Genomic DNA, 22,854 nt, shown 5'->3' with positions numbered 1-22,854 from the left:
GTTCACGGCACTGCCCGTCGCCCTGCTGACACGGCTCGCCACGCAGGACACCACCGCCTGACCGGGGATCAGCGGTCGCCCCGGGCTGCGGGGGCCCCGCAGACGTCGGCCGGGCCCCCGGGCGGGACGGCTGCGCCCGGGGGTGGCCAGGTCAGGCGCAGGAGGTCGACGAACGCCTCCGCCGCACCGGTCGGCGGCACCCGCGAGAAGACCGTCAGAGCCCTCCTCCAGGGCGGGTCGGGCGAGAGGACCACGCAGCCCTCGCCGACCGCGCCGCCCACGATGTAGGAGGGGGCGGTGCAGACCCCCACGCCGGCGGCGGCCATCCGTACGGCCGTCGACGTGTGCTCGGTGAAGACGGCCGTGCGCGGCCGGAACCCGGCGCGGCCGCACGCCCAGTCCAGGAAACGCTCGCCCTCGACGACGGGTTCCATGGCGCAGCGGACCCAGGGCCGGTCCGCCAGCTCCGGCAGCCGCACCGTCGTACGGCCGGCGAACCGGTCGTCGAAGGGCACCACGAGGACGATCTCCTCCCGGCCGACCGGGACGACGGTGCCGGGCCAGTCGCGGGGCGCCGGACCGACGGCGAGGTCGGCGGTGCCGCGCTCGACCTCCTCCTCCAGGGCCTCCGTCGTCGCGTACTCGTGCAGGTGCAGCAGTACCCCGGGGTGCGCGGCGCGCCAGCGGGCGAAGACGTCGGGGAGGATGCCGACGGCCACCGAGTGCACGGCGGCGACGTGCAGTTCGCCGCCCTCGGCCCCGGCGGCGGCGCGGGCCGCGCGGCGGGCCTGGGCGGCGCTGCGGACGGCGAGTTCGGCGTGCGGCCGGAAGGCGCGGCCCATCGGCGTCAGCCGCACCCCGCGCGGCATGCGCTCCAGGAGGGCGCCGCCGACCGACTTCTCCAGGGCCTTGATCTGGTGGGAGAGCGCGGGCTGCGTCACGTGCAGGGTCTCGGCCGCCCGGGTGAAGGACGCCTCCTCGACGACGGTCAGGAAGTACTCCATCTGCCGCAGACTCATCCCCGCCCCCACCGGGTGCGACGTCCGGCCCGTCACCGGCCCCTGCCATAAGCACCCTTCATCGAACCCACAAGAACATTGCCTTGGACTCATGGCAAGGGCCGGGCGGAGGCTGAGGGCATGAACACACCGGACGTGATCGTCATCGGCGGCGGCACCGGCGGTTACAGCACCGCCCTGCGCGCCGCGGCCCTGGGTCTCGACGTCGTCCTCGTCGAACGCGACAAGGTCGGCGGGACCTGCCTGCACCGCGGCTGCATCCCGAGCAAGGCGATGCTGCACGCCGCCGAGCTGGTCGACGGCATCGCCGAGGCGCGGGAGCGCTGGGGCGTGAAGGCCACGCTGGACGCCGTGGACTGGCCGGCGCTGGTCGCCACCCGCGACGACATCGTGGCGCGCAACCACAAGGGCGTGGAGGCGCACCTCGCGCATGCGGGCGTGCGCGTGGTGCGGGGCAGTGCCCGGCTGACGGGTGCCCGCTCCGTGCGGGTGGACGACGGGCCGGAACTCACCGCGCGCCGGGGGGTCGTGCTGGCCACCGGTTCCCGTCCGCGCATGCTTCCGGGGCTGGCCTCGGACGGGCGGCGGGTGGTGACGAGCGACGACGCGCTGTTCGCGCCCGGGCTGCCGGCCTCCGTCCTGGTCCTGGGCGGCGGCGCGATCGGCGTGGAGTACGCCTCGTTCCACCGCTCGATGGGCGCGGAGGTCACCCTGGTGGAGGCCGCGGACCGGATCGTGCCGCTGGAGGACGCGGACGTGAGCCGTCACCTGACGCGCGGTCTGAAGAGGCGCGGCGTCGACGTGCAGGCCGGCGCCCGGCTGCTGGACGCCGATGTGCTCGACAATGGCGTACGCGCGCGCGTGCGCACCGCCCGGGGCGAGACGCGTACGGTCGAGGCCGAGCGGCTGCTGGTGGCCGTCGGCCGGGCGCCGGTCACCGACGGACTGGACCTGGCCGCGGCGGGCCTGGGCACGGACGAGCGGGGCTTCGTCGTGCCGGCGGACTGGGCCCGGCTGGAGACGGCGGTGCCCGGCGTCCACGTCGTGGGCGACCTGCTGCCGCCGCCGTCGCTGGGACTGGCGCACGCCTCCTTCGCGGAGGGCCTGCTGGTCGCCGAGACGCTGGCGGGCGCGAGGCCGGCGCCCGTCGACTACGCGGCCGTGCCCCGGGTGACGTACTCCTCGCCGCAGACCGCCTCCGTCGGCCTGAGCGAGGCGGAGGCACGCGCGCGGGGGCACGAGGTGACCGTCAACACCATGCCGCTGACGGCCGTCGCCAAGGGGATGGTGCACGGGCAGGGCGGCATGGTGAAGGTGGTCACCGAGGCGGGGGGCGGCCAGGTGCTCGGCGTGCATCTGGTGGGCCCGCACGTCTCGGAGATGATCGCGGAGAGCCAGCTGATCGTCGGCTGGGACGCCGAGCCCGCCGACGTGGCGCGGCACGTCCACGCGCACCCGACGCTGTCGGAGGCGGTCGGCGAGGCGTTCCTGACCCTGGCGGGGCGCGGGCTGCACCAGCAGTGACCGAGTCCGTCCGACCCCCGGGGAACTCTCCGGGGGTCGGCTCCCGACCGACGCACGACACCGCCCGCCCCGGAAGGTCAGGCGGTGGCGTCCAGTGCGAACACCGCTCCCGTCCGCGCGGCCATCACGCACCTGTTGGCGAAGGTCTCCGTGTACTCCACCGGCCGGCCCCGCCACTGCCCGCGCGCGTGGGCCGTCACCGGTGCGTAGACCATCTGGCAGTAGGTGTCGTCCCGCGGGGGGATGCGGCCGATGTCCCCCTGCGCCGCGTCGAGCTCCGCGCAGGCCCGCTCCGCGTCGGCGTGGCCCCGGGGCGGATCGCACCGCAGCAGCGCCTCACGTGTGACGCCGGACCGGCCTTCGGCCGGGGCGACCGAGACGAGGAGAAAGTCACCGGCCGGCTCCGGCTGGGCGTCCGCCGGTGCCGGGGCCGCGCACGCCATGAGGAGGGCGACCGCCACCGGCAGGCCCCTCCGCAGCACTCTCATCGGGAAGATGTGGGTCATTCCCGGTGCATCGGCACGGCGGCCCCGGAACCCCAGCCCGGCTCACCCGAACGGGAGACCGCGGGGGCCTGCCGCCCGGCGAGTTCGAAGGCGGCGAGCACCACCCGCGTCTGGTACTCGGCCTGACGGGCGACCGGTATCCAGCGCGCCGCACAGCCGTCGCGGTAGTCGGCGCACCACTCGTCGACGAGCCGGTCCAGCTCCGGCAGCACGCCCGCCGGGTCGCGCCCGGCGCGGGTCACCAGCTGGTGCAGCAGCCCCGCGGTGCGCAGCGCGAGGCGCCGTCCGGCGATGCGCAGGGCGACCAGGTGCGCGGTGCTCAGGGGCGGCAGGGCGCGTCCCGAGCCGTCGTCGGTGTCGGGGTCCCACGCGTCGGCGAGCCTGGGGCAGACCAGCAGGTAGTCGTCGACCGGGGCGAGCAGGCGGGCCGCGTCCGGGCCGGCGCGCCGCACGCCCGGCCGGATCCGGGCGAGGAGGTGGTGCAGGATCCGGGTGTCGTGCCGCAGGGTGCGGCTGACCGAGCGCAGTACGGCGTCCCGGTCGGCGGGCGGCGAGCCGTCCCCCACGGCGGCCACGCCCCACATGGGCGCCTCGACCACCGCCGTGACGGTGCCGTACCGCTGGGGGTGGCACCACGTCGAGTCGACGGCGGCCTCGGTGATGGCGGCGGTCAGGTCGCCCTGGCGCGGCGGCGGTATCCGGTAGACGGCGGGTCCCAGTGGGGGCCAGTACAGGGCGTCGTAGGCGCCGAGTTCGCGGGGTATGCCGAGCCGGGCGGCGCTGTGGGCCACGCGCTGGGCGAGGCCCGGCAGGTCGTGGGTGAGCTCGACGAAGCCGCCTCCGACGTCGACTCCGTGCAGGGAGCACTGCAGGAAGGGCCGCAGCTCGTCCTGGAGTCCGAGCAGCGTACGGGTCTCCGGGAGCGTGGCGCGTTCCGGCCCCTCGGGCAGCCACTCGGGCTGCTCCAGGAATCCGGGCCGGAAGAAGTTCCGGGCGTAGCGGCCGAGGGTGTAGGGGCCGGACAGCCAGTCCTCGTTGCGGCGCAGGCCGTCGGGATCGACGCACAGCAGCAGGTTCCAGGTGGTGTCGGCCCCCTCGGTGAGCCGGGGGTCGGCCAGGGCCCGCTCGGCCAGCCGCAGGACGGTGGCGCCGCCGACGGGCTCGTTGGCGTGCGGTCCTGCGACGACGAGGACCTGGCGGCTGCCGTGGCCGACGGACAGCAGCAGCAGCGGGGTGCCCGCGCGGGACGTGCCGACGCGGCGCAGCCGGGCGCCACCGGGGTGGCGGGCGACGAGTGCGGCGGCCCGGGCGCCCAGCTCGTCCACGGTCGGGTAGCGCAGGAGGGGTGGCAGGGCACACCTCCACGGTGCGTGGCGTCGGTTCACCTGGTGTGCGCGGTGTACGCACAGTCAGTCATGACTTCGCAGGTACGTCAACACCGTGAAGGGGAAAGGGATTTCAGCCATCACCACCAGGTGACGCCCGGTAAAGCCCAGGCCAGAGCTGAGCGCCCGATCAGTTCCCGGCGAGCCGGAACGCCATCTGGCCGAAGCCGATCCGGTCGCCCTCGCGGACGACGGCCGCGCCGACGACCCGCCGCCCGTTGACCGTGGTGCCGTTGGTGGAGCCGAGGTCGCGCAGGACCCACATGCCGCCCTGGCGGCTGAGTTCGGCGTGCACGCGGGAGACCGTCTCGTGGCTCAGCCGCAGTCCGCTCCCGGGGTCGCGCCCTATGCGCAGCGGGTGCACCGTGCCGGGATGGGGCAGCAGCAGCTTGGGCAGCCGCTCGGCCTGCCAGGCGGTGCGCAGTCGTACGCCGAAGCCGGACACGGCCTCGACGGCGCCCAGCACCAGGCGCGACACCCGCCCCTCCGTGGGCAGGTCGGCGGTGAGCACGGCGAGCTCGTCGGCGCGGCGGGCGGTGAGCGCCAGCTCCATCCGGCGGACGAACGTGTCGTGCGACAGACGCCCCACGGCGACGCCGTCCCGGAGCGCCTTCAGCGCCTTGTCGCGCTCCGCGTCGGAAAGCCGCGCGGGGTACGTGTGGAACTCGAAGGACGACGTCACGCAGGTGATTGTCGGTCAGCCGGGCCGGAGTGTCCAGAAATCCGGAAAACGCACCGCCACGCGCGCGGTGCTCCACGACACCTGCCGCAAAAGGGAACTTTCACAAGCGGATTGATCGCTTTTGCAGGACCATGGACGGCGTCACGGTGAGCAGACGAAGGGGAACCGTCCGTGCAGTTCGAGGTGTGGGCACCGCAGGCCGGCCGTGCGACGTTGACGTGCGACGGGGTCACGCACGCGTTGGAGCGCGATCCGGAGCGGCCGGGCTGGTGGCGCGGGGAGGCCGCGGCGCGGGACGGCTCCCGGTACGGATTCGCGCTGGACGACGGGCCGGTACGGCCGGACCCGCGCTCCCGCCGGCAGCCGGACGGCCCGGACGGGCTGAGCGCGGTCGTCGACCACGGACGGTACGCGTGGCGCGCACAGTGGCCGGGCCGCCCGCTGCCCGGGGCCGTGCTGTACGAGCTGCACGTGGGCACGTACACCCGCGATGGCACCCTCGACGCCGCCGCCGACCGGCTCGGCCACCTCGCCGAACTGGGCATCACCCACGTGGAGTTGATGCCGGTGTGCCCCTTTCCCGGCCGGCACGGCTGGGGGTACGAGGGCGTCTCGCTGTGGGCGGTGCACGAGCCGTACGGCGGACCGGAGGCGCTGAAACGGTTTGTCGACCGGGCCCACGAACTGGGCCTGGGCGTGGTCCTGGACGTGGTGCACAACCACCTGGGCCCCTCCGGCAACCACCTCCCCGCCTTCGGCCCCTACTTCACGGACGCCCACCACACGCCCTGGGGTGCCGCCGTCAACCTGGACGCGCCCGGCTCGGACGAGGTGCGCGCCTACCTCGTGGAGAGCGCGCTGGCCTGGCTGCGCGACTACCGGATCGACGGGCTGCGGCTGGACGCCGTGCACGCCCTGGTCGACACGCGCGCGTGCCACTACCTGGAGGAGCTGTCCACGGCCGTGGACGCCCTCGCCGCGGATCTCGGCCGCCCGCTGTTCCTGATCGCCGAGTCCGACCTGAACGACCCGCGGATCATCACCCCGCGCACGCAGGGCGGCCTCGGTGTGCACGCCCAGTGGAACGACGACTTCCACCACGCCCTGCACACCGCGCTGACCGGGGAGTCGCAGGGCTACTACGCCGACTTCGCGCGCGCTCCGCTGGCGGCGCTCGCCAAGACCCTGACGAGGGGCTACTTCCACGACGGCACCTACTCCAGCTTCCGGGGACGCAGCCACGGCCGCCCGCTGGACCGGTCCCGGGTGGCCGCGCACCGGCTCACCGGATACGGCCAGACCCACGACCAGGTCGGCAACCGCGCCCAGGGCGACCGTCTGTCCTCCCTGGTCTCCCCCGGCCTCGCGGCCTGTGCCGCCACGCTGACGCTGACCGCCCCGTTCACGCCGATGCTGTTCATGGGCGAGGAGTGGGCGGCCGGCACGCCGTGGCAGTTCTTCACCGACCACACCGATCCCGAGCTCGCCGAGGCCGTACGGCGCGGCAGGCGGCGGGAGTTCGCCGCGCACGGCTGGAAGGAGGAGGAGGTGCCCGACCCGCAGGACCCGGCGACGCGCGACCGCTCCTGCCTCGACTGGTCCGAGCCGGAACGCGAGCCGCACGCGCGCGTGCTGGCCTGGTACCGCCGGCTGATCGCCCTGCGGCACGAGCAGCCCGACCTCACCGACCCCGACCTCGCCGACACCAAGGTGGCCTACGACGAGGAGGGCCGCTGGCTGGCCTTCCGGCGCGGGGACATCAGGGTGGCCGTCAACCTCGGCGGCGACCCGGCGGCGATCCCCCTGGGCAACCGCCCCGCACGCGTGCTCGCCGCCTGGGAGCCCGTGGAGGCACCGGGCGAGGACGGGGTGCTGCGCGTGCCCGGCGAGACGGGTGTGGTGCTCTTGCAGGAGTGAGGGCCTCAGAGTGCGTCGTCCGCGTCGTCCGGCTCGTCCGCGTCGTCCTCGCGCAGCTCGGTCACCCGCTCCAGCAGGATCGCCTCCCAGGCGTTGCGCAGCCGCTCCCTCAGCCGGGGCGGCGGGACGGCGGACCGGCCGGCGAGGCCGTCGGCGAGGTGGACGACCGTGTCGCAGCGGGCCAGCCACAGACCGCGCAGGCAGGGACGGGCGCCGTAGCCGGCCAGTGTGGCCGCGCGGACGGCGGCGGGGGAACCGACGGCGAGCGCCAGTCCGGCGATGTCCTCGGCGGGGTCGCCGAGAACGGCGTCGGCCCAGCCGAGGACGCCGCGCACCCGGCCGTCGGCACTGACGACGAGGTGCTCGGCGGTGAGGCCGTGGTGGACCAGGACGGCCGTACCGGGCTGGGCGCCGAGCTGGGCCGTCGCGGCGGCGGTGAGCTGGGCGAGCCGGGCGGGGTCGAACTCGTCGGCCGCGGCGAGCCGCCGGGCGGCGCGTTCGGCGGCCTTGCGCAGCGCCTCCAGGGACCGCGGGGCGGCCCGCGGGACGCCGAGGGCCTCGGCCTGGCGGAGCGGCACCTCGCGCAGCCCCGTGAGCAGGGCCGCCAGGTCGGCCTCGCCGACGGCGGACACGTCGTGGTCCTCGCCCGAGCCGCCGGGCACCCGGGTGTCCAGCGTGTAGGGCAGCCCCGGCGCCCACTCGCCGTGCGCCACGCTCGTCGGCACGGCGACGGGCAGGTACGGGCGGACGAGGTCGCGCAGGCGCAGTTCGCGGCGCCGGCGTGCCGCGGCCCGCTGGTCGGGGGCCAGGCGCAGCACGTGACGGGAACCGACCCACCACGTGTCGGGCGCGGGGCCCTCGGTGACGGGCCGGACGTCGGGCCCGGTCCCCTCCCCCTCCTTGAGCAGGGAGAGGACCAGTCGGCGGACGGTGTCCGCGGTGGGTGTCGGTGCCCGGGTCATGGTCGCGCCGTCGTCTTCCAGGTGTTCCTAGGGGCGTTCGGGGTTCGTCGGTGCCGCTCACTCCACGGTGACCAGCTCCCGGGTGGTGTCGTTCAGCCGCCGGCCGCCGTCCTCGGTGACCGTGACGATGTCCTCGATGCGTACGCCGAACCGCCCCGGCAGGTAGATGCCGGGCTCGACGGAGAAGCACATGCCGGGCACGAGGGGCTGCTCCTCGCCCTCGATCATGTACGGCGGCTCGTGCGTGGTGACACCGATGCCGTGCCCGGTGCGGTGGATGAAGTACTCCCCGTACCCCGCCCCGGCGATCACCGCGCGGGCGGCACGGTCGACCTCCTGGCAGGCGACACCGGGCCGCACGGCGCGGAAACCGGCCTCCTGGGCCTCGCGCACGAGGTCGTGCACCCGGCGCTCCTCGTCGGTGGGCTCGCCGACGTGGACGGTGCGGGAGGTGTCGGAGCCGTAGCCGTCCTTCAGCCCCCCGAAGTCGAGGACGACCATGTCGCCGTCCTCGATGACGCGGTCGCCGACCTCGTGGTGCGGGTTGGCGCCGTTCGGGCCGGAGGCGACGATGGTGAAGTCGACCTGGGAGTGCCCGAACCGCCGCAGCAGATCGGCCAGGTCGGCGCCGACCTCGCGCTCCCGGCGCCCGCCGAACCGGACCTTCCGGATCTCCTCGAACGCCGCGTCCGCCGCCGCGCCCGCCGCCGCCAGCAGCTCCAGCTCCGCCGCGTCCTTGACGGCGCGCAGCATGGGCAGCGCCTCGGTGAGCGAGGCGTAGGAGGTGCCGGGCAGCGCCCGTTGCAGCCCGAGCAGGTGCATCGCCCAGGCGTTGTCGCTGATGCCGAACCGCCCGGAGCGGTCGAGGAGGGCGGCGGTGACGGCGTAGGGGTCCTTTCCGTCGGTCCAGTCGCGCAGGGTCAGCGCGGGCGCGCCGGCGGCCTTCTCGGCGTCCGGGGCCTCCAGCGTGGGAACGACGAGGACGGGATCGTGTCCGGCGGCGAGGACGAGCAGGGTGAGCCGTTCGGTGGCCGCGGTGGGCGCGTAGCCGGTGAGCCACACGAGGTCCGGCCCCGGTGCCACCAGCAGACCGGCCAGGCCCGCGTCGGCGGCCGACCGCGCGGCACGCTCCATGCGGGCCCTGTAGTCGTCGGTGGTGAAGGGGGCGGCATGCGTACTGCCGGTCATCCGGGGCCTCCCGCGGCGGGTGATGGGACTCCGGGCAGCATCCTGCCCGGAGCGGGGGAGCGACGCGAGCCGGTATGAAGACCATATCGGCGCATAGGGGCCGCTCAGGGCCCATGCTAATGACCGGGCGCGGCCCGGCCGCGGGATTCCGTGCCGGTACGCCAACCATGCCGTGGGGCCGGTGAGGGCGAGCGGGCCGGGACCCCGGCCCTGGCCGGCCCTGTCCCGTGCCGGACGGCGTGGGCGTGGGCCGGGAGCATGCTCCGGTCGGTCAGGTGACGACGCCGGGGACGGCGGTGAGCTGCTGGTACCCGCCGCTCTCATGACGCACGGTCAGCTTGACCTCGGCCCCCGGCCGGGCGCGAGCGACGGCCCGGGCGAGATCGGCGGCCGAGTCGATGCGGGTGGTGCCGAACGCGAGGAGGACGTCGCCCCGGACCAGGCCCGCCGCGTACCCCGGGCCGGGCACGTGGACACCCACCACCAGGGCCCCGGGCCGGTCGTCGTCCACGGCCTCCACGCCCAGGGTCGCTCCGGCCCGGGCCGGAGCGGACGTGCCGGAGGTGGCAGAGGTGCCGGATGTGGTGGACGTGGTGGACGGAGCCGGGTCGCCCGGCTGCCCCGGGGGCGCCGAAGCGGCCCGGTGGCCCGGCGGCGCCCCCGCTCCCGGCGCCCCCGCCTGCCGCTGCATCTCGGCCAGCCTGCTCATGCCGATCACCGTGGCGCCCACCGTGCCGAGGCCGATGCCCGCCAGGACCAGGCCCGTCGCGACCAGCAGGCCGATCAGCAGGGTCACGATCCGCCGGCGGCGCCGGCGCAGGGTGGGGGGACGCCGGACAGGGCCCTGAACGGTGCCGCCACCGGGTTCCCGGCCGGGCATCGGCTTGGGACGCAACGCAGTCTGTTCCATGGTTCGCCTCCGGCAGGTGCTCTACCCGGCCGGCCGGCGCGCGACGAGCCACGAACGAGTGAGACTGACCGGCGGTCGACCGTCAGGACGGCTCGACCAGCGCTTCCACCAGCGCGGCCGCCGCGCCCCGCACGCCCCCGGCGTACACCAGCTCCGTGCGGTGGACGACGCGGGGCTCGACGACCGGGACGGCGACCGCCCGCGGTACGGCGGCGGCCACCGGGCCGGGCAGCAGGGTCAGGCCGTGTCCCCCGGCGGCCAGGAGGGCCAGCGCGCGGACGTCGGTGCCCTCGTAGCGCAGGACCGGCCGGAAGCCGTGCCCGCCGGCGGCCGCACGGAGCTGTTCCAGCGGCAGCCCCGCGTCCGGGGCGTCCAGCCAGCGGGCGTCGGCGAGGTCGGCGAGGCGCAGCCCGGCGCGCCCGGCCAGCGGATGGGCGGCGGGCAGCAGGACGTGGACGGGCTCCTCCCCCACGCCGCGCGTGTTCAGCGGTGCCACGTCGGGCAGCCGCAGCGGGTCGCTGGGGGCGGCCAGTCCGTCGACCAGGCCGAGGTCCGCCGTCCCGGCGGCGACGGCCGCCGGGATCTCGGCGCGGGCGAGCACCCGCAGCGTGACCCCCGCCGGAGGGAGCGCGGCGGCGATCCGGGGGGTCAGCGCGGTCGCGGCGGCGGCCAGGATCAGCCCGTACGCGGGAGCGGCCGCCATCCGCGCGACGTCCGCGCGGGCGGCCTGGAGGCGCAGCAGCAGCGGGCCCGCGTGTTCGAGCAACCGCTCGCCGGCGGCCGTGGGGACGACGGGGCGCCGGGCGAGGAGCGGCGCGCCCAGGTCCTGTTCGAGCGCCGCGATCTGCTGCGAGACGGCGGACTGGGTGTAACCCAGCTCGCGGGCGGCCTCCGAGAAGGAGGCGAGACGGGCGACGGTGACGAAGGTGCGCAGCAGGTGGGGGTCCATGAGGACAGCATCCCTCACCGGATCAGCAACGCTTATGGACGGTGCAGGAATCATCGTTGGACGTGAAGGAACGGCCCGGCACAGGATGGGCGCATGACGAACACGCAGGACCGCCGATCCCCGTCCTCCGCACCGCGCACCGCCCGCCTGGCCCTGGTCGGCGACCGCTCCCCCGGCGTCGTGTCGCACACGCGGATCCCCGCGCTGCTCGACGCCCTCGCCGCCCGCGACCGGCTGTTCCTCGACGCCTACTGGATCCCGACCGGGGACGCCGAGGCCGAGGACGCGGTGCGCGGCTTCGACGCCGTGTGGGTGCTGCCGGGCAGCCCCTACCGCAGCGAGGCGGGCGTGCTGACGGCGGTCCGGACGGCGCGGGAGGCGGGCATCCCGTTCCTCGGGACATGCGGCGGGTTCCAGCACGCGCTGCTGGAGTACGCCCGCAACGTGTGCGGGCTGACCCGGGTCGCGCACGCCGAGAACGACCCCGACGCCGACGACTTCCTCATCGAGCCGCTGGCCTGCTCGCTGGTCGGCCACGAGGCCGTGGTCCGGGTGGAGCCCGGCACCCTCGCCGAGTCGGTGATCGGCTCGGAGCGGACGGTCGAGCGGTACTTCTGCGCCTACGGTCCCTCCCGCCACCTGGACACCCTGCGCGCGCACGGGCTCCGCTTCTCCGGGTACGACGAGGACGGGCAGGTCCGGCTGGCCGAGCTGCCCGGCCACCCGTTCTTCCTGGCCTCGCTGTTCCAGCCGGAGCTGGCCGGCGACGGCTCGCGCCCGCACCCCATGATCCGGGCGCTGGCACGAGCCGCCGCGCGGCACGCGGCGCGGGACGGACGGACCGCGTCCGTCAGCTGAACACGGGCAGTGGCGCGGTACGGGGCACGGGCACGGCGGGGGGCCGGTCCGGGAGGAAGCCGTGGGTGCGTCCGGCCAGGTACTCGGCCTGGTAGCGAGGCACGTTCCGGTGCCAGTTGAGGATGCCGGCCATCCAGTTCTGCAGGTCGGTCACGTAACCGTGCATGATGGCGCGCGCCTCGTGCGACAGCTGGAAGTCGTCGTAGACGACGGGCAGTTCATGGGCCACGACGTGCTCGAACTGGCGCATGCGCTGGTTCATCAGGTCCTGCACGACGGGCAGCGCGGTCGGGTAGTCGACGCCGAAGAAGTTCTGCACGACGAGGATCGCGTTGTGGATCTCGCCCTCGTACTCGATCTCCTTCTGGTACGAGAAGACGTCGTTGAGGAGGCAGGCGTAGTCGATGGCCGCGTTCTCCAGGGAGCGGACCGGGCCGCTTCGGTAGACCTCGGGCGGGACGGCGGGACCGTGTCCCGCGCGGCACAGGCCCAGGGTGAGGTCGGAGCCGAAGGTGGCGCGCCGCATCTCCAGGTAGTCCACCGGGTCGGGGATGCGGTTCTGGATCTGGTTGGACAGCTCCCACACCCACGCCTCGGTCATCGTGTCGACCGCCGATTTCAGGGGGCGGCGCTCCTCGGGGGTCATGTGCGCGGTGGTGCGCGCCCACAGGTCGATGAGTGCGCGCTCCATGGCGTTGGCGGGCGGCGGGACCGGCTCCCCGTCGAGCGGCATGCAGGCCGACAGGCGGGCCGTGGTCAGCCGGGCGGCGGCCAGGTCGCGGCGGTGGCCGTAGACCAGCGGGTAGTAGTCGTCGCCGTAGGTGCCGAAGGCCAGCCAGTCGGAGGCGAGGTCGAGCTGGTCCTGGGTGGCGTCCGGGTCGAGGCCGGCGGCGCACAGGGGCAGGTCGCAGCTCGCGAGCTTGTCCTCGTCCCACACGCCCTCGCTGAGGAAGCCGATCCGGCTCGACCAGTCGAACAGGTGCCGTCGGGCGCCGTCGAGGTGGGGGCTGAGCTCCAGCGCGAACGGCATGTGGATGTCGGGGATGATCGACGGGCCGACCTTCTGGTACGGCACGTGCGTGTACGCGCGCAGCCGCTCCGCCCCGGCCGCGGCGAGCAGCGCGCCGACGTCCGCGGCGGTGCCGGGCCCGGTCGGAGCCTGCCAGGGGGACGTGGGGCGCGCGCGCTCGTTCATGTACCGGCTGGAGCGCATGTGCCATTCGTGGCCGCCGGACTGCCAGTCCTGAAGTCCCTTCGCGTACGCCCCGACGGCAGCGGTCTCGGCCGGTGTGAGCCCCTTCTCCAGAGCCACGGCGGGCACTTCGGTGAACGCGGTGTGCTCGAACTGGTGCAGCCGGGAGGTGAGGACGTCGTTGACCATGTCGGCGGCCTGCTGGGTGGTGCAGCCGAAGAAGGTCTCCAGCACCAGCACCCCGTTGCTGAGCTCGCCCTCGTCCTCCACCTCCCGCTGGTAGGAGAACAGGTCGTTGCGCAGGTGCACGGCGTCGGAGAACGTCTCCATCAGCACCCTCAGCGGCCTGGTTCCGGCGACGGCGGCGGGCACCTCGGCGGTGGCGTACTCCACGAGGCCGGCCGACCAGGGGGCGCCGCCCACCTTGCGGCGCATCTCGATGTACTCGACGGGGTTGGCGATCCGCCCCTCGTTGATGTTGGACAGCTCCCACATCGACTCGTTGAGGAGGTGCTCGGTGGCGACGGCGAAGCGGCGGCGCCAGTCGGCCGACATCGCCGGCACCGTGCGCCTCCACAGGTCGGCGAGGCCGGCCTCGACCGGGTTCTCCGGCTCGGGCATCCCGGCGCCGGGGTCGAGCGGCATGAACAGCGGCAGCCGGTCCAGGTGGGCCTTGCCGCCGGCGCGGTCCTGGGTGCGCTTGAACTTCTCCAGGAAGTGGTCGTCGAAGAAGAAGACCCAGACGTACCAGTCGGTGATGAGGGAGAGCGCGGGTCCGTCGCAGTCGGGGTGGGTGTAGGCGCAGAGCAGGCCGTAGTCGTGTGCGTCGAGGTCGGCCTGCTCCCAGACCCCGGAGCCCTCCAGCATGCCCATCTCGCGCGCCCACTGCGTCGAGTGGGCGCGGGCCTCGTCGAGATGCGGATTCAGCCGCGCGGGATGCGGCAGGTAGAAGTGCGGGAGTTCGAAGGGCTGTTGCGTCATGGCCCGGCCCTACCCATGGCCCTCTGAGGGCATCCTCGGGGCGGGACATGATCACACCATCGCGTGAATCGGGGCCGAAGCCGGGAACCTTGCCGCGGCTGCGGCCCCATGGGGTCCGGGCCGGGCTCAGCTCCGGACCTGGATCAGCGCGTGCGTCCCGCTCGTCCGCCACCGCTGACCCTCGGCCGCGACCAGCGCGGTCTCCGTGTCCGCGTCGAGGCCGGTGATCACGTCGGACTTGAGCGTGCGGAGCGTGGCGACCGGGCCGGGGAAGTACGCGGTGACGTCCGCGAAGGGCGTGGTCGGGGACCACAGCCGGTCGCCGACGAGGCGGCGGTAGTTCAGGTCGCCCTTGAGGACGGTGACGGTGGCCTGCGCGAACTGGGCGCGCAGGTCGTCCGGCATGTCCGTGTACGGCAGCGGGGCGCAGGAGAAGGGGTGGGCACGGACGGTGAGGCGGCCGTCGGCGAGGGCGGACCACAGCAGGCGGCCGTACTCGGCGGCCGTGCCCGAGGCCCCGGTCAGCCTCCGCAGCGCGTCCACCACGTCGGCGGTCGTGGCGTCGGAGACGTAGTACGGGTGGGGCTTGACGTGCAGAATGGCCCGTCCGGCACGGCCGTGGGCGAGGAGGTGGGCGACGAGGAGCAGGTCGGGCACGAGCTCGCGGCCGGCGTTGTCGGCGACGAGGCACAGGGTGCCGGTGCCGGAGGGCGGGAGCAGCGACCAGAGCCGTTCGCTGTCGTCGGCGACCAGGGCGGGCACCTCGCCCCGGCCACCGGCGCCGGCTCCCCTGCCCGCGCCGGAGCCGGTGCCGGTGGCCGAGAGGCTGAAGCCGAGGTCCGCGCGGTTTCCCCACAGCGAGCCGTGCAGCAGGGCCCGGCCCAGCTCGTCGGCGGACAGGCCGGCCAGGCCGTCGAGCGCGGCGAGTTCCTCGTCCGTCTCCGGGGCGTCGAGCTCGGCCAGTTTGGCGGGCCGGAACGGGTCGATGCCCTGCCAGGCGCCGGGGCCGAACCAGCCGACGGCGTCCAGGAGCCGGCGGTAGAAGTGGCTCTCGGCCCACAGCCAGGGCACGTCGAACCAGGACCGGCCGACGTACTCGTCCATCCCCCAGGCGGTCCAGCGGTCCCGGCCGGGGGCGTCGCCGGGAAGCGGCTCGATCACGCCCTCGGTGCAGTTCGCCAGCAGGGCGTCGAGCGCACGGTGCTGGCCGGCTTCGTAGGGGAGGGCTTCCCGGACCTGCCGGATGATGGCGGGATGCCGCTCGGCCAGCACGCCGTGGGGGAAGGACCCCGGCTCGTTGCCGAGGAGGACGGGCGCGGGCTGGGAGGCGGTGTCGGGCATGCGCCTCACCGTAGCGCGCGGTTCAGGCCGCCGCGGGCTCCCGCTCCAGGCGTGCGGCGAGTCCGAGGTAGCGGGCGCGCCGGGTGACCGGCACCAGGCCCCGGACCAGCACCTGCCACAGTTCGGCCGTCCGGCGGGGCGAGCCGTCGGACGGATCGAGGGCGCGGCCCACGATCCCGGAGCCGACGAGGGAGCAGACGATGGTGTGGGCGGTGGAGTCCACGTCGGTGTCCGGGTGCACGTCGTGCTCCTTGATCGCGCCGCGCAGCCGGGAGGAGGCGAGGTCCTGCCACTCCACGAAGGGGTGCCGCAGCGGGGGCCGTACCGCCACCCCCGCGGCGGCGAGCCGCAGCCCGGCCCGCAGGACCGGGCTCTTGACGGACACGCGCGCGAAGGCGAAGGTCAGCCGGATCAGGGACTCCAGCGAGGAGTAGCCCCGGTCGTCCAGCTCCGCCGCCAGCCGGCGAGAGGTGCTGGACTGGAGCTCCATGATGGCCTGGGCGAGGTCGTGCTTCGCGGCGAAGTGGAAGTACAGTGCGCCCCGGGTGATGTGGGCGTGCTGCACTATGTCGCCCAGGCTGGTCGCTTCGTAGCCGTGACGGTCGAACAGGTCGGCGGCGGCCGTGAGGATCGTCGCGCGCGTCTGCTCGGCGCGTAGCTGCCTCGCCATCGGCTGAACACTCCTGGGTTCGGAATGAACGGGTCACCCATGTGCTTCTGAGCGTGTGCACACGATAACTCACGGTCCGATGAGATGAGTGTTCCGCGGACCGGCCGTCGCCTCCCCGGCTCCGGCCGGCCCGCTCGACCGGGGCGTGCGCTCAGTTGACGAAGACGGTCGCGCCCCCGTCGGTCACCGGGGCGTAGGTGGCCGTGAAGTAGCCGTTGGCGAAGCAGAGTGACGAGCCGGACACCTTGGTGAAGTGCTGGTCGGTGAAGGCGATCGAGTTCGTGGCGTTGCCGGCGGTGCCGGTCAGGCCGGGCGCCTGGTAGACGCAGTTGACGCTGCCGAGCAGGGTGCGCAGGGTGACCGTGGTCCGGACGGCGGAGCCGCTCGGCGGGGTGACGGTGACGGTCCCGTCGGAGGACACGGTGGTGGTGTAGGGCAGGTTGTCGACCCGGATTCCGGTGACGCCGAGGACGCCGGTGACGTTGCTGGTGCAGGTGCTGCTGTCGAAGGTGTGGGCGGTGAGCGACTCGGTGGCCGTGCCGGGGGCGGGCGGGTTGTCGGTGACGGTGACGGTGAACTGCGAGGCCGTGCAGGAGACGCCCGTGCTGCCGGTGGCGCTGGAGTGGAACGTGGCGCTGGTGCCGCTCGCCAGTGAGGCGGTGAGGGTGTCGCCGACCGCGACGGGCGTGCCGCCGGCGGAGCCCGTGGTGAGGACGGGGGTGGCGGCCGCGGCGGCGGGGAGGGCCGCCGGAAGGGACAGGGCCGCGACGGCGGCGGTGAGGGTGAGGAGGGTACGAGTACGCATGCGGCTACCTCTTCTCGGGTGTGGGGTTCGGTGAAGCGGTGCGGGCCGGCCGGCCGAGAGTGCGGGAAGAGCCGATGACGTGCGAAGCGGTGCCCGGTGCGGAGAACACGCCCCGTGGGGAACGGGGCGGGGCCGGGAACGCGGACGTGCCGCGGGAACGGATCCGGCGCCACGGATCCGGGAAACTGGGGAAGTTGTAGACCTGACGCCTCGTCAACGTCAAGGAGTGCGGCCGGAGTTGGCCGAAAGGGCGGCAGGCCGTCCGAACCTCGTCGCCCGGCGGTCCGCCGGGCGGCACACAATCGCCACCCTTTACCCACAACTTGCTTGACCGGCCTTGTAACCGCCGGTAACTTCCCCCTTGGCTACTGGTGCGTAACGTGAAATCCCCTGCAGCCGCCGGGAGTTGCCAGGAGGCGTGCGCACCAGCCGCTGTCCGCGCCAGGACAACGTGCCGCTGAAACCCGATCCGCATTGACTATGCCTCTGGGAGCAGACATGGCCTCGTCCTCGGACGTCACCCCTTCCGCCGGCGACACCCCCGAGCCCACCGGTGACACGGAAAGCGTCTCCGCCAGACGCGGCCGGGTCAGACTGCGCCGGGCCGCGGTGATGGCGGTGCCGGCCGCCGCGGTCACCGCCGGCCTGGCGATCCTCACCGCCCAGGGGGCACTGGGCGTGCAGTTCGCGATCTCCGGCATGCCCTTCACCGTCACCGCCACGGAGCTCGACGGCACCGGCTTCGCCCAGTTCGGCGGGCTCGACAACATGGCCGAGGGCAGCCCGAACGCGGGCGACACCGGCGGCCAGGTGCTCGTGGTCACCTCGGTCATCAAGAACGCGACGCTCACCAAGCTGTGCCAGAGCGTCGACCTGGGCGGTACCAACCTGCTCATCACCGCGGGCGGCGGCGGGACCAAGGTGAGCGCCAGCGATCTGACCACCGACTCGACGGAGCTGTCGGGCGACGCCGCCTTCGACAACATCGAGATCGGCAACGACGCCAGCACCCTGGACAAGGCCGGGCCGAAGGGCCGCGGTCCGATCGGCGTGTTCAGCCAGCAGGCCGACACCGTGCACATCGCCAATCTGCGGCAGACCAACTACGCCACCACCGCAGGCGTGTTCAAGCTGCCGGGGCTGAAGATGCGCTTCAGCGAGTCGGGCTGCTGATGGCGGCCGACCGGCGCAGGGGCTTTCGGTCCGCCTTCCGCCACTGGCGGTCCGGCCGGCCGTTCTGGGGCGGGCTGCTGCTCGCCCTGGGCGGGGCCGAGGTCCTGTTCACGATGAAGGCATCGCTGAAGGTCGTCCTGCACGTCGGCATGCAGGGCGTGGCCGGCTATCTCCTGCCGGTCCTGATGCTGCTGTGCGGCCTGCTGACCCTCGTCAACCCGGCCCAGCGTCTGTTCTACTCACTGCTCGGCGTACTGGCGTCCCTGGGCACGTGGCTGACCTCCAACCTGGGAGGGTTCCTCGTCGGGCTCCTCCTGGGCTGCGTCGGCAGCTGCCTGGTCTTCGGGTGGCTGCCCGACCAGGAGCCGCGCCGCGCGCGCCGGCGCCGCAGGAAGGAGGCCCGGGCCGCCCAGGGCTCCCCGCTGCCGCCGGCGCCGCCGGCCGGCGAACCCGCCTGATCCGCCCCCGCCCCGGGGGACCGGGGCGGGGCGACGGCGTTCCCCGCGGTCAGAGCAGACCGGCGGACTTCAGCCACTCCTTGGCGACGTCCAGCGGGTCCTTCTTCTCCAGCTGGACCTGCGCGTCGAGGTCGAGGAGCGTCTTGGTGTCCAGCTTGGCGGAGACCTCGTTGAGCGCGTCGACGCCCTTCTGGGGCAGCCCGTCCTTGTGGACCAGCGGGGTCACGTTCGCGAACCCGAACAGGTTCTCCGGGTCCTTCAGGACGACGAACTTCTCCTTGACGATGGTCGGGTCCGTGGTGAAGATGTCCGCCGCCTGAACGGTGTTGTCGGCCAGCGCCGCCTGGGTGAGCGGCCCGCCCGCGTCGAGCGCCTTGAAGGACTTGAACTCCAGGCCGTAGACGGACTTCAGGCCCTTCAGGCCCTGCTGCCGGGTCTGGAACTCCGGCGAACCGCCGATCACCAGGTCCGGCGCGATCTCCTTGAGGTCGGCGAGCGTGGACGAGGAGGTGAGCTTGTACTTCTCGGCGGTCTCGGCGTTGACGCTCACCGAGTCCTTGTCCTCCGCGGGCGAGGAGTCCAGCAGCGTCAGCTTCTCGTCGAGCTTGGCCCTGACGGCCTCGTTCACCGCCTCGGCGGACTTCTGCTCGGCCCCGGAGTCGAGATAGGCCAGCAGCGAGCCGTTGTACTCCGGCAGGACCGTGACGGACCCGTTCTTCATCAGGCCGTACGTCGTCTCCCGGCTGCCGATGTTGTGCTTGTAGGTGACCTTCAGGCCCTTGGCCTTGAGCGCCTCGCCGTAGATGTCGGCGAGCAGGGTGCTCTCGGCGAAGTTGTTCGAGCCGACGACGACGGTGCCGGCGTCCGCCTTCTCGCCCGCCAGCGGGTCGTCGGAGGTGCCGTCGGAGGAACAGCCCGCGAGCAGCGCCACCGCGGCCGTGAGCGCGACGGCCGCCGCGCCGGTGTGCCTCGTCCTGGACCAGCTGCTCTTCGCGGTAGAAGTCATCCACCGATCCAATCCAGCCGGTTGTCGGTCAGTCAACAACGGCCTGGTTACGGTTTCCCGCACACGGCCGGCGCGGCCCGGCCCGGGGGTCAGCGCCTGCGCACCCCGGGCGACACCGCCAGCCGGCCCGCCGCCCAGAACACCGCGAGGGTGACGAGCGCCAGGACGGCCACCAGGGTCGCGCCGCCGACCACCTTCTCGTAGTCGCGCTGGTAGAGCCCGTCGACGATGTACCGGCCGAGGCCGCCGAGGCTGACGTACGCGGCGATGGTGGCCGTCGACACGATCTGGACGGCCGCCGAGCGCAGCCCGCTCAGGATCAGCGGCAGCGCCACCGGCAGTTCGACCTGGAACAGGATCCGCGACTCCCGCATGCCCATGCCCCGGGCGGCGTCCACCGGTGAGGGGTCGACGGAACGGACCGCCTCGTAGGTGGTGACCAGGATCGGCGGCACGGCGAGGACGACCAGCGGGATCATCACGGGCAGCAGTCCGAAGCCCATGAGGATGACGATCAGCACCAGCAGGCCGAAACTTGGCAGCGCCCGGGCGGCCGTGGCGATGAACGCCAGCGCGTTGCCGCCGCGCCCGGTGTGGCCGGTCAGCAGGCCGACCGGCAGGCCGATCGCGGCGGCGAGGGCGAGGGCGAGCAGCGAGTACCGGACGTGTTCGAGCAGGCGCTGCGGGATGCCGTCGTAGCCGTGCCAGTGGGCGCCGTCGCTGAAGAAGGCGTTGACGAAGTTCAGTACGTTCACCGGGCCGCCTTCTCCGCCTCGGGCAGCTCCCGCCGCCCGGCCCGCCTCGGCCGGGTGCGTGTGCCGCGCGGCATCCACGGGGTCAGCAGGTTGCGGGCCAGCACGAGCGCGGCGTCGCACAGGACGGCCAGGACGGCCGTCGTGATCACGGAGTTCACGGCCAGCTCGGGCCGGTCGTACTTCTGGGCGTCCGCGAGCAGGTTGCCGAGGGCGCCCTGGTTGCCGATCAGCGTGCCGACGCTGACCAGGGAGATGCTGGAGACGGTGGCCACCCGGAGCCCGGCGAGGATCGCGGGCACGGCGATCGGCAACTGCACCTGCACGTAACGCCGTACGGGTCCGAACCCCATGGCCTTCGCCGCGGCCAGGGTCTCCTCGGGCACCGAGCGCACGCCGTCGACGATCGCCGGGACGAGCACCACCAGGCTGTAGACGGCCAGCGGGATCATCACCGTCAGCTCGGTCTGGCCGGTGTAGTCGATGAGGACGACGAAGAAGGCCAGGGACGGGACGGCGTACAGGACGGTGGTCAGGCCCAGCACGGGCGGGTACAGCCAGCGCACGCGCACGCACAGCTGGGCGAGCGGCAGGGCGAGCAGCAGGCCGGCCAGCACCGGCAGCAGCGCCTCCCGCAGATGCAGTCCGATCAGGCCCCACCAGCTGTGCTGGAGGTCGCTGGGGATGTCGAAGAAGCCGTTCACGGGGCGACCCTGGCGTCGTCGGCGCGTCCGGCGGCGTGGGCGTCGCGGATCGCCTCGCCGATGGCCGCCTGCGAGGCGACGCCGACGACCCGGCCGTCGGTGTCCACGGCGACGGCCCAGCCGGTGGGCGACAGCACCGCGCAGTCGAGGGCGGCGCGCAGCGAGTCGGTGCCCGGCACGAACGGCCGCCCGTAGGGCAGCAGCCCTTCCGGGGTGATGTCACCGGCGGTCAGGTCGCGCGGGTCGCTCCAGCCGAGCGGACGGCCGGCCGCGTCGGTCACCAGGACGTAGGGCGCGTCGGACGCGGCGATCCGTTCGGCACCGGCGTCGGCCGGCACGACCGGACCGGTCGTCAGCTCCAGGCCGGCGGAAGGGAAGAAGGACAGCCGCCGGATGCCGCGGTCGGCGCCGAGGAAGTCCTCCACGAAGGCGTCCGCGGGGTCGGACAGCAGCTCGGCCGGCGGTGCGAACTGGGCGAGCCGGCCGCCGGTGCGCATCACGGCGACCCGGGTGCCCAGCTTCATGGCCTCGTCGATGTCGTGCGTGACGAAGACGATGGTCTTGCCCAGCTCCTCCTGGATCCGCAGCAGTTCGTCCTGCAGCCCCTTGCGCACCACGGGGTCGACCGCCGAGAACGGCTCGTCCATGAGCAGCACCGGCGGGTCGGCGGCGAGCGCCCGGGCCACGCCGACGCGCTGCTGCTGGCCGCCGGAGAGCTGGTACGGGTACCGCTTGCCGAGGGAGGCGTCGAGGCCCACCCGCTCCATCAGCTCCGCCGCCCGCGCCCGGGACTTGTGCTTGCCCCAGCCGAGCATGCGGGGCACGGTGGCGATGTTGTCGAGGATCGTCCGGTGCTGGAAGAGCCCGGCGTTCTGGATGACGTACCCCATGGACCGGCGCAGGGTGGTGACCGGCTGCTGCTGGATGTCCGCGCCGTCGAGGAGGATGGTGCCCTCGCTGGGCTCGACCATTCTGTTGATCATGCGGAGGGTCGTGGTCTTCCCGCAGCCCGAGGGGCCGACGAGGACGGTGATCGAGCGGTCGGGTATCTCCAGCGACAGCCGGTCGACCGCCACCGTGCCGTCCGGATACCGCTTGGTGACTGATTCCATCCGTATCAAAACGCCGAAAACCCTTCGGGTGGGCGGAAGTCTGGCCGGGTCGCGCGGGTCGTTGCCGGGAGAGTCTAGACGGCACACCCACCGGACCGGCTGATCGTTCCGCCCGGGCGGGTGATCCGCTGGGACGCGGGCGGCCGGGCACCGGCGACGGCGCCGATGGACGGCAGGAACAGCAGGACGCCGTCCTCCGCGTCGCACGGCCGGACCGTGGCGACCGCCGGGTCGGTGAGCAGGCCGGCGGCGGCTTCGGCCGGCCGGGCCGCCGACTGCGCGGCGGCCAGTCCGGTGCGGCGGCGCGTGGCGCTGATACGGGCTTTGCCGGTTCCCCGGCTCCGGTCAGCCCTCCTCGGGCTCCAGCCGCAGCGCGATGCTGTTGATGCAGTACCGCTGGTCCGTCGGGGTCGGGTAGCCCTCGCCCTCGAAGACGTGCCCGAGGTGGGACCCGCAGCGGGCGCAGCGCACCTCCGTGCGCACCATGCCGTGGGAGCGGTCCTCGATCAGCTCCACCGCGTCGGTGTCCTTCGGGTCGTAGAAGGACGGCCAGCCGCAGTGGGACTCGAACTTGGTGGTGGAGGTGAACAGTTCGGCACCGCAGGCGCGGCAGGAGTAGACGCCCTTGGTCTTGGTGTCGGTGTACTCACCGGTGAACGCGGGTTCGGTGGCGGCCTGGCGGAGCACGGCGTACTCGGCCTGGGACAGCTCCGCGCGCCACTGCTCGTCCGGCTTCTCGACGTCGTACGCCATGAGTCCT

General features: G+C 73.7%; 22 protein-coding genes. 5 read left to right on the top strand and 17 right to left on the bottom strand.

Translation table 11 applies throughout. From position 1 onward, the window contains the following. Positions 1-68: 68 nt before the first annotated feature. A complete protein-coding gene (locus tag H0H10_RS32405; protein ID WP_223180756.1) occupies positions 69-1,019 on the bottom strand; it encodes a LysR family transcriptional regulator in 951 nt (316 codons plus the stop codon). A gap of 120 nt (positions 1,020-1,139) precedes the next feature. On the opposite strand from H0H10_RS32405, the gene lpdA reads away from it, so the two are divergent. Next, positions 1,140-2,543, top strand: a complete 1,404-nt coding sequence (lpdA, locus tag H0H10_RS32400; RefSeq protein ID WP_188184736.1) for a dihydrolipoyl dehydrogenase — start codon at positions 1,140-1,142, stop codon at positions 2,541-2,543. Positions 2,544-2,620: 77 nt separating this feature from the next. Here lpdA and H0H10_RS32395 read toward each other — a convergent pair whose 3' ends face one another. The 3 genes from H0H10_RS32395 to H0H10_RS32385 all read right to left on the bottom strand — a co-directional run bounded on the left by H0H10_RS32395 (position 2,621) and on the right by H0H10_RS32385 (position 5,116). Continuing rightward, entirely contained in the window at positions 2,621-3,049 is a 429-nt protein-coding gene (locus H0H10_RS32395) for an SSI family serine proteinase inhibitor (protein WP_223180755.1), read from the bottom strand. Then, positions 3,046-4,374 (bottom strand): M14 family zinc carboxypeptidase, encoded by a 1,329-nt coding sequence (locus H0H10_RS32390; protein ID WP_188184735.1) that lies wholly within the window; start codon positions 4,372-4,374, stop codon positions 3,046-3,048. The genes H0H10_RS32395 and H0H10_RS32390 overlap by 4 nt, the downstream gene beginning before the upstream one ends. Before the next feature lie 190 nt (positions 4,375-4,564). Beyond that, positions 4,565-5,116 carry an FHA domain-containing protein gene (locus H0H10_RS32385; RefSeq protein WP_188184734.1) on the bottom strand — a complete coding sequence of 184 codons (552 nt, stop codon included), beginning with the start codon at positions 5,114-5,116 and terminating at the stop codon, positions 4,565-4,567. 171 nt (positions 5,117-5,287) lie between these two features. Between H0H10_RS32385 and treZ the strand changes: the two genes are divergently transcribed. Then, on the top strand, positions 5,288-7,033 hold the full coding sequence (gene treZ / locus H0H10_RS32380) for a malto-oligosyltrehalose trehalohydrolase (protein WP_188184733.1): 1,746 nt from the start codon (positions 5,288-5,290) through the stop codon (positions 7,031-7,033). A 5-nt stretch (positions 7,034-7,038) separates the two neighbouring features. Here the strand turns inward: treZ and H0H10_RS32375 are convergent, their stop codons facing one another. From H0H10_RS32375 to H0H10_RS32360, 4 genes are all read right to left on the bottom strand, one after another. Next, positions 7,039-7,995 carry an aminoglycoside phosphotransferase family protein gene (locus H0H10_RS32375; RefSeq protein ID WP_188184732.1) on the bottom strand — a complete coding sequence of 319 codons (957 nt, stop codon included), beginning with the start codon at positions 7,993-7,995 and terminating at the stop codon, positions 7,039-7,041. A 57-nt stretch (positions 7,996-8,052) separates the two neighbouring features. After that, the gene (locus H0H10_RS32370; RefSeq protein ID WP_188184731.1) at positions 8,053-9,183 is read right to left on the bottom strand and encodes an aminopeptidase P family protein; all 1,131 of its coding nucleotides are present in this window, start codon (positions 9,181-9,183) and stop codon (positions 8,053-8,055) included. A gap of 271 nt (positions 9,184-9,454) precedes the next feature. Further along, on the bottom strand, positions 9,455-10,093 hold the full coding sequence (locus tag H0H10_RS32365; RefSeq protein WP_188184730.1) for a PDZ domain-containing protein: 639 nt from the start codon (positions 10,091-10,093) through the stop codon (positions 9,455-9,457). Between the two features lie 82 nt (positions 10,094-10,175). Continuing rightward, positions 10,176-11,042 (bottom strand): LysR family transcriptional regulator, encoded by an 867-nt coding sequence (locus H0H10_RS32360; RefSeq protein WP_188184729.1) that lies wholly within the window; start codon positions 11,040-11,042, stop codon positions 10,176-10,178. A 93-nt stretch (positions 11,043-11,135) separates the two neighbouring features. Here H0H10_RS32360 and H0H10_RS32355 point away from each other — a divergent pair, with 93 nt between their 5' ends. Continuing rightward, positions 11,136-11,900 (top strand): CTP synthase C-terminal region-related (seleno)protein, encoded by a 765-nt coding sequence (locus H0H10_RS32355; protein ID WP_188184728.1) that lies wholly within the window; start codon positions 11,136-11,138, stop codon positions 11,898-11,900. Here the strand turns inward: H0H10_RS32355 and cyc2 are convergent. The 4 genes from cyc2 to H0H10_RS32335 all read right to left on the bottom strand — a co-directional run bounded on the left by cyc2 (position 11,893) and on the right by H0H10_RS32335 (position 16,889). Then, a complete protein-coding gene (cyc2, locus tag H0H10_RS32350; RefSeq protein WP_188184727.1) occupies positions 11,893-14,073 on the bottom strand; it encodes a germacradienol/geosmin synthase Cyc2 in 2,181 nt (726 codons plus the stop codon). The genes H0H10_RS32355 and cyc2 overlap by 8 nt on opposite strands. A gap of 126 nt (positions 14,074-14,199) precedes the next feature. Further along, positions 14,200-15,414 (bottom strand): damage-control phosphatase ARMT1 family protein, encoded by a 1,215-nt coding sequence (locus H0H10_RS32345; RefSeq protein ID WP_188184726.1) that lies wholly within the window; start codon positions 15,412-15,414, stop codon positions 14,200-14,202. A gap of 22 nt (positions 15,415-15,436) precedes the next feature. After that, positions 15,437-16,084: a ScbR family autoregulator-binding transcription factor gene (locus tag H0H10_RS32340; RefSeq protein ID WP_188184725.1), complete on the bottom strand. Its 648-nt coding sequence runs from the start codon at positions 16,082-16,084 to the stop codon at positions 15,437-15,439. Between the two features lie 151 nt (positions 16,085-16,235). Beyond that, entirely contained in the window at positions 16,236-16,889 is a 654-nt protein-coding gene (locus H0H10_RS32335) for a Tat pathway signal sequence domain protein (protein ID WP_188184724.1), read from the bottom strand. Between the two features lie 498 nt (positions 16,890-17,387). Between H0H10_RS32335 and H0H10_RS32330 the strand changes: the two genes are divergently transcribed. Together H0H10_RS32330 and H0H10_RS32325 are read left to right on the top strand one after the other, a co-directional pair. Continuing rightward, positions 17,388-18,062, top strand: a complete 675-nt coding sequence (locus H0H10_RS32330; protein ID WP_188184723.1) for a DUF6230 family protein — start codon at positions 17,388-17,390, stop codon at positions 18,060-18,062. Continuing rightward, positions 18,062-18,520, top strand: coding sequence for a DUF6114 domain-containing protein (locus H0H10_RS32325; protein WP_188184722.1), 459 nt, complete (start codon positions 18,062-18,064; stop codon positions 18,518-18,520). Before H0H10_RS32330 ends, H0H10_RS32325 begins: the two co-directional genes overlap by 1 nt. Before the next feature lie 49 nt (positions 18,521-18,569). Here H0H10_RS32325 and H0H10_RS32320 read toward each other — a convergent pair whose 3' ends face one another. From H0H10_RS32320 to msrB, 5 genes are all read right to left on the bottom strand, one after another. Then, complete coding sequence (locus H0H10_RS32320) at positions 18,570-19,526, bottom strand: ABC transporter substrate-binding protein (RefSeq protein ID WP_188184721.1); 957 nt, start codon at positions 19,524-19,526, stop codon at positions 18,570-18,572. Between the two features lie 89 nt (positions 19,527-19,615). Next, entirely contained in the window at positions 19,616-20,281 is a 666-nt protein-coding gene (locus H0H10_RS32315; RefSeq protein WP_188184720.1) for an ABC transporter permease, read from the bottom strand. Further along, positions 20,278-20,982 (bottom strand): ABC transporter permease, encoded by a 705-nt coding sequence (locus H0H10_RS32310; RefSeq protein WP_188184719.1) that lies wholly within the window; start codon positions 20,980-20,982, stop codon positions 20,278-20,280. Before H0H10_RS32310 ends, H0H10_RS32315 begins: the two co-directional genes overlap by 4 nt. Beyond that, positions 20,979-22,103: an ABC transporter ATP-binding protein gene (locus tag H0H10_RS32305; protein WP_188184718.1), complete on the bottom strand. Its 1,125-nt coding sequence runs from the start codon at positions 22,101-22,103 to the stop codon at positions 20,979-20,981. Before H0H10_RS32305 ends, H0H10_RS32310 begins: the two co-directional genes overlap by 4 nt. A 336-nt stretch (positions 22,104-22,439) precedes the next feature. Further along, positions 22,440-22,847: a peptide-methionine (R)-S-oxide reductase MsrB gene (gene msrB / locus H0H10_RS32300; protein WP_188184717.1), complete on the bottom strand. Its 408-nt coding sequence runs from the start codon at positions 22,845-22,847 to the stop codon at positions 22,440-22,442. Positions 22,848-22,854: the final 7 nt, after the last annotated feature.

This window comes from Streptomyces griseicoloratus, assembly GCF_014534645.1.
Classification (GTDB): Bacteria; Actinomycetota; Actinomycetes; order Streptomycetales; family Streptomycetaceae; genus Streptomyces; species Streptomyces griseicoloratus.
Note: the sequence above shows the minus strand (reverse complement) of the source record. Positions and strands in the feature narration are given on the sequence as shown.

Coding starts and splice junctions, on each gene's coding strand:
- H0H10_RS32365 (WP_188184730.1), bottom strand. CDS start 10,093: ATGGAACAGACTGCGTTGCGTCCCAAGCCGATGCCCGGCCGGGAACCC.
- cyc2 (WP_188184727.1), bottom strand. CDS start 14,073: ATGACGCAACAGCCCTTCGAACTCCCGCACTTCTACCTGCCGCATCCC.
- H0H10_RS32370 (WP_188184731.1), bottom strand. CDS start 9,183: ATGACCGGCAGTACGCATGCCGCCCCCTTCACCACCGACGACTACAGG.
- H0H10_RS32330 (WP_188184723.1), top strand. CDS start 17,388: ATGGCCTCGTCCTCGGACGTCACCCCTTCCGCCGGCGACACCCCCGAG.
- H0H10_RS32335 (WP_188184724.1), bottom strand. CDS start 16,889: ATGCGTACTCGTACCCTCCTCACCCTCACCGCCGCCGTCGCGGCCCTG.
- H0H10_RS32395 (WP_223180755.1), bottom strand. CDS start 3,049: ATGACCCACATCTTCCCGATGAGAGTGCTGCGGAGGGGCCTGCCGGTG.
- H0H10_RS32320 (WP_188184721.1), bottom strand. CDS start 19,526: ATGACTTCTACCGCGAAGAGCAGCTGGTCCAGGACGAGGCACACCGGC.
- H0H10_RS32325 (WP_188184722.1), top strand. CDS start 18,062: ATGGCGGCCGACCGGCGCAGGGGCTTTCGGTCCGCCTTCCGCCACTGG.
- H0H10_RS32340 (WP_188184725.1), bottom strand. CDS start 16,084: ATGGCGAGGCAGCTACGCGCCGAGCAGACGCGCGCGACGATCCTCACG.
- H0H10_RS32375 (WP_188184732.1), bottom strand. CDS start 7,995: ATGACCCGGGCACCGACACCCACCGCGGACACCGTCCGCCGACTGGTC.
- msrB (WP_188184717.1), bottom strand. CDS start 22,847: ATGGCGTACGACGTCGAGAAGCCGGACGAGCAGTGGCGCGCGGAGCTG.
- H0H10_RS32405 (WP_223180756.1), bottom strand. CDS start 1,019: ATGAGTCTGCGGCAGATGGAGTACTTCCTGACCGTCGTCGAGGAGGCG.
- H0H10_RS32360 (WP_188184729.1), bottom strand. CDS start 11,042: ATGGACCCCCACCTGCTGCGCACCTTCGTCACCGTCGCCCGTCTCGCC.
- H0H10_RS32345 (WP_188184726.1), bottom strand. CDS start 15,414: ATGCCCGACACCGCCTCCCAGCCCGCGCCCGTCCTCCTCGGCAACGAG.
- H0H10_RS32355 (WP_188184728.1), top strand. CDS start 11,136: ATGACGAACACGCAGGACCGCCGATCCCCGTCCTCCGCACCGCGCACC.
- lpdA (WP_188184736.1), top strand. CDS start 1,140: ATGAACACACCGGACGTGATCGTCATCGGCGGCGGCACCGGCGGTTAC.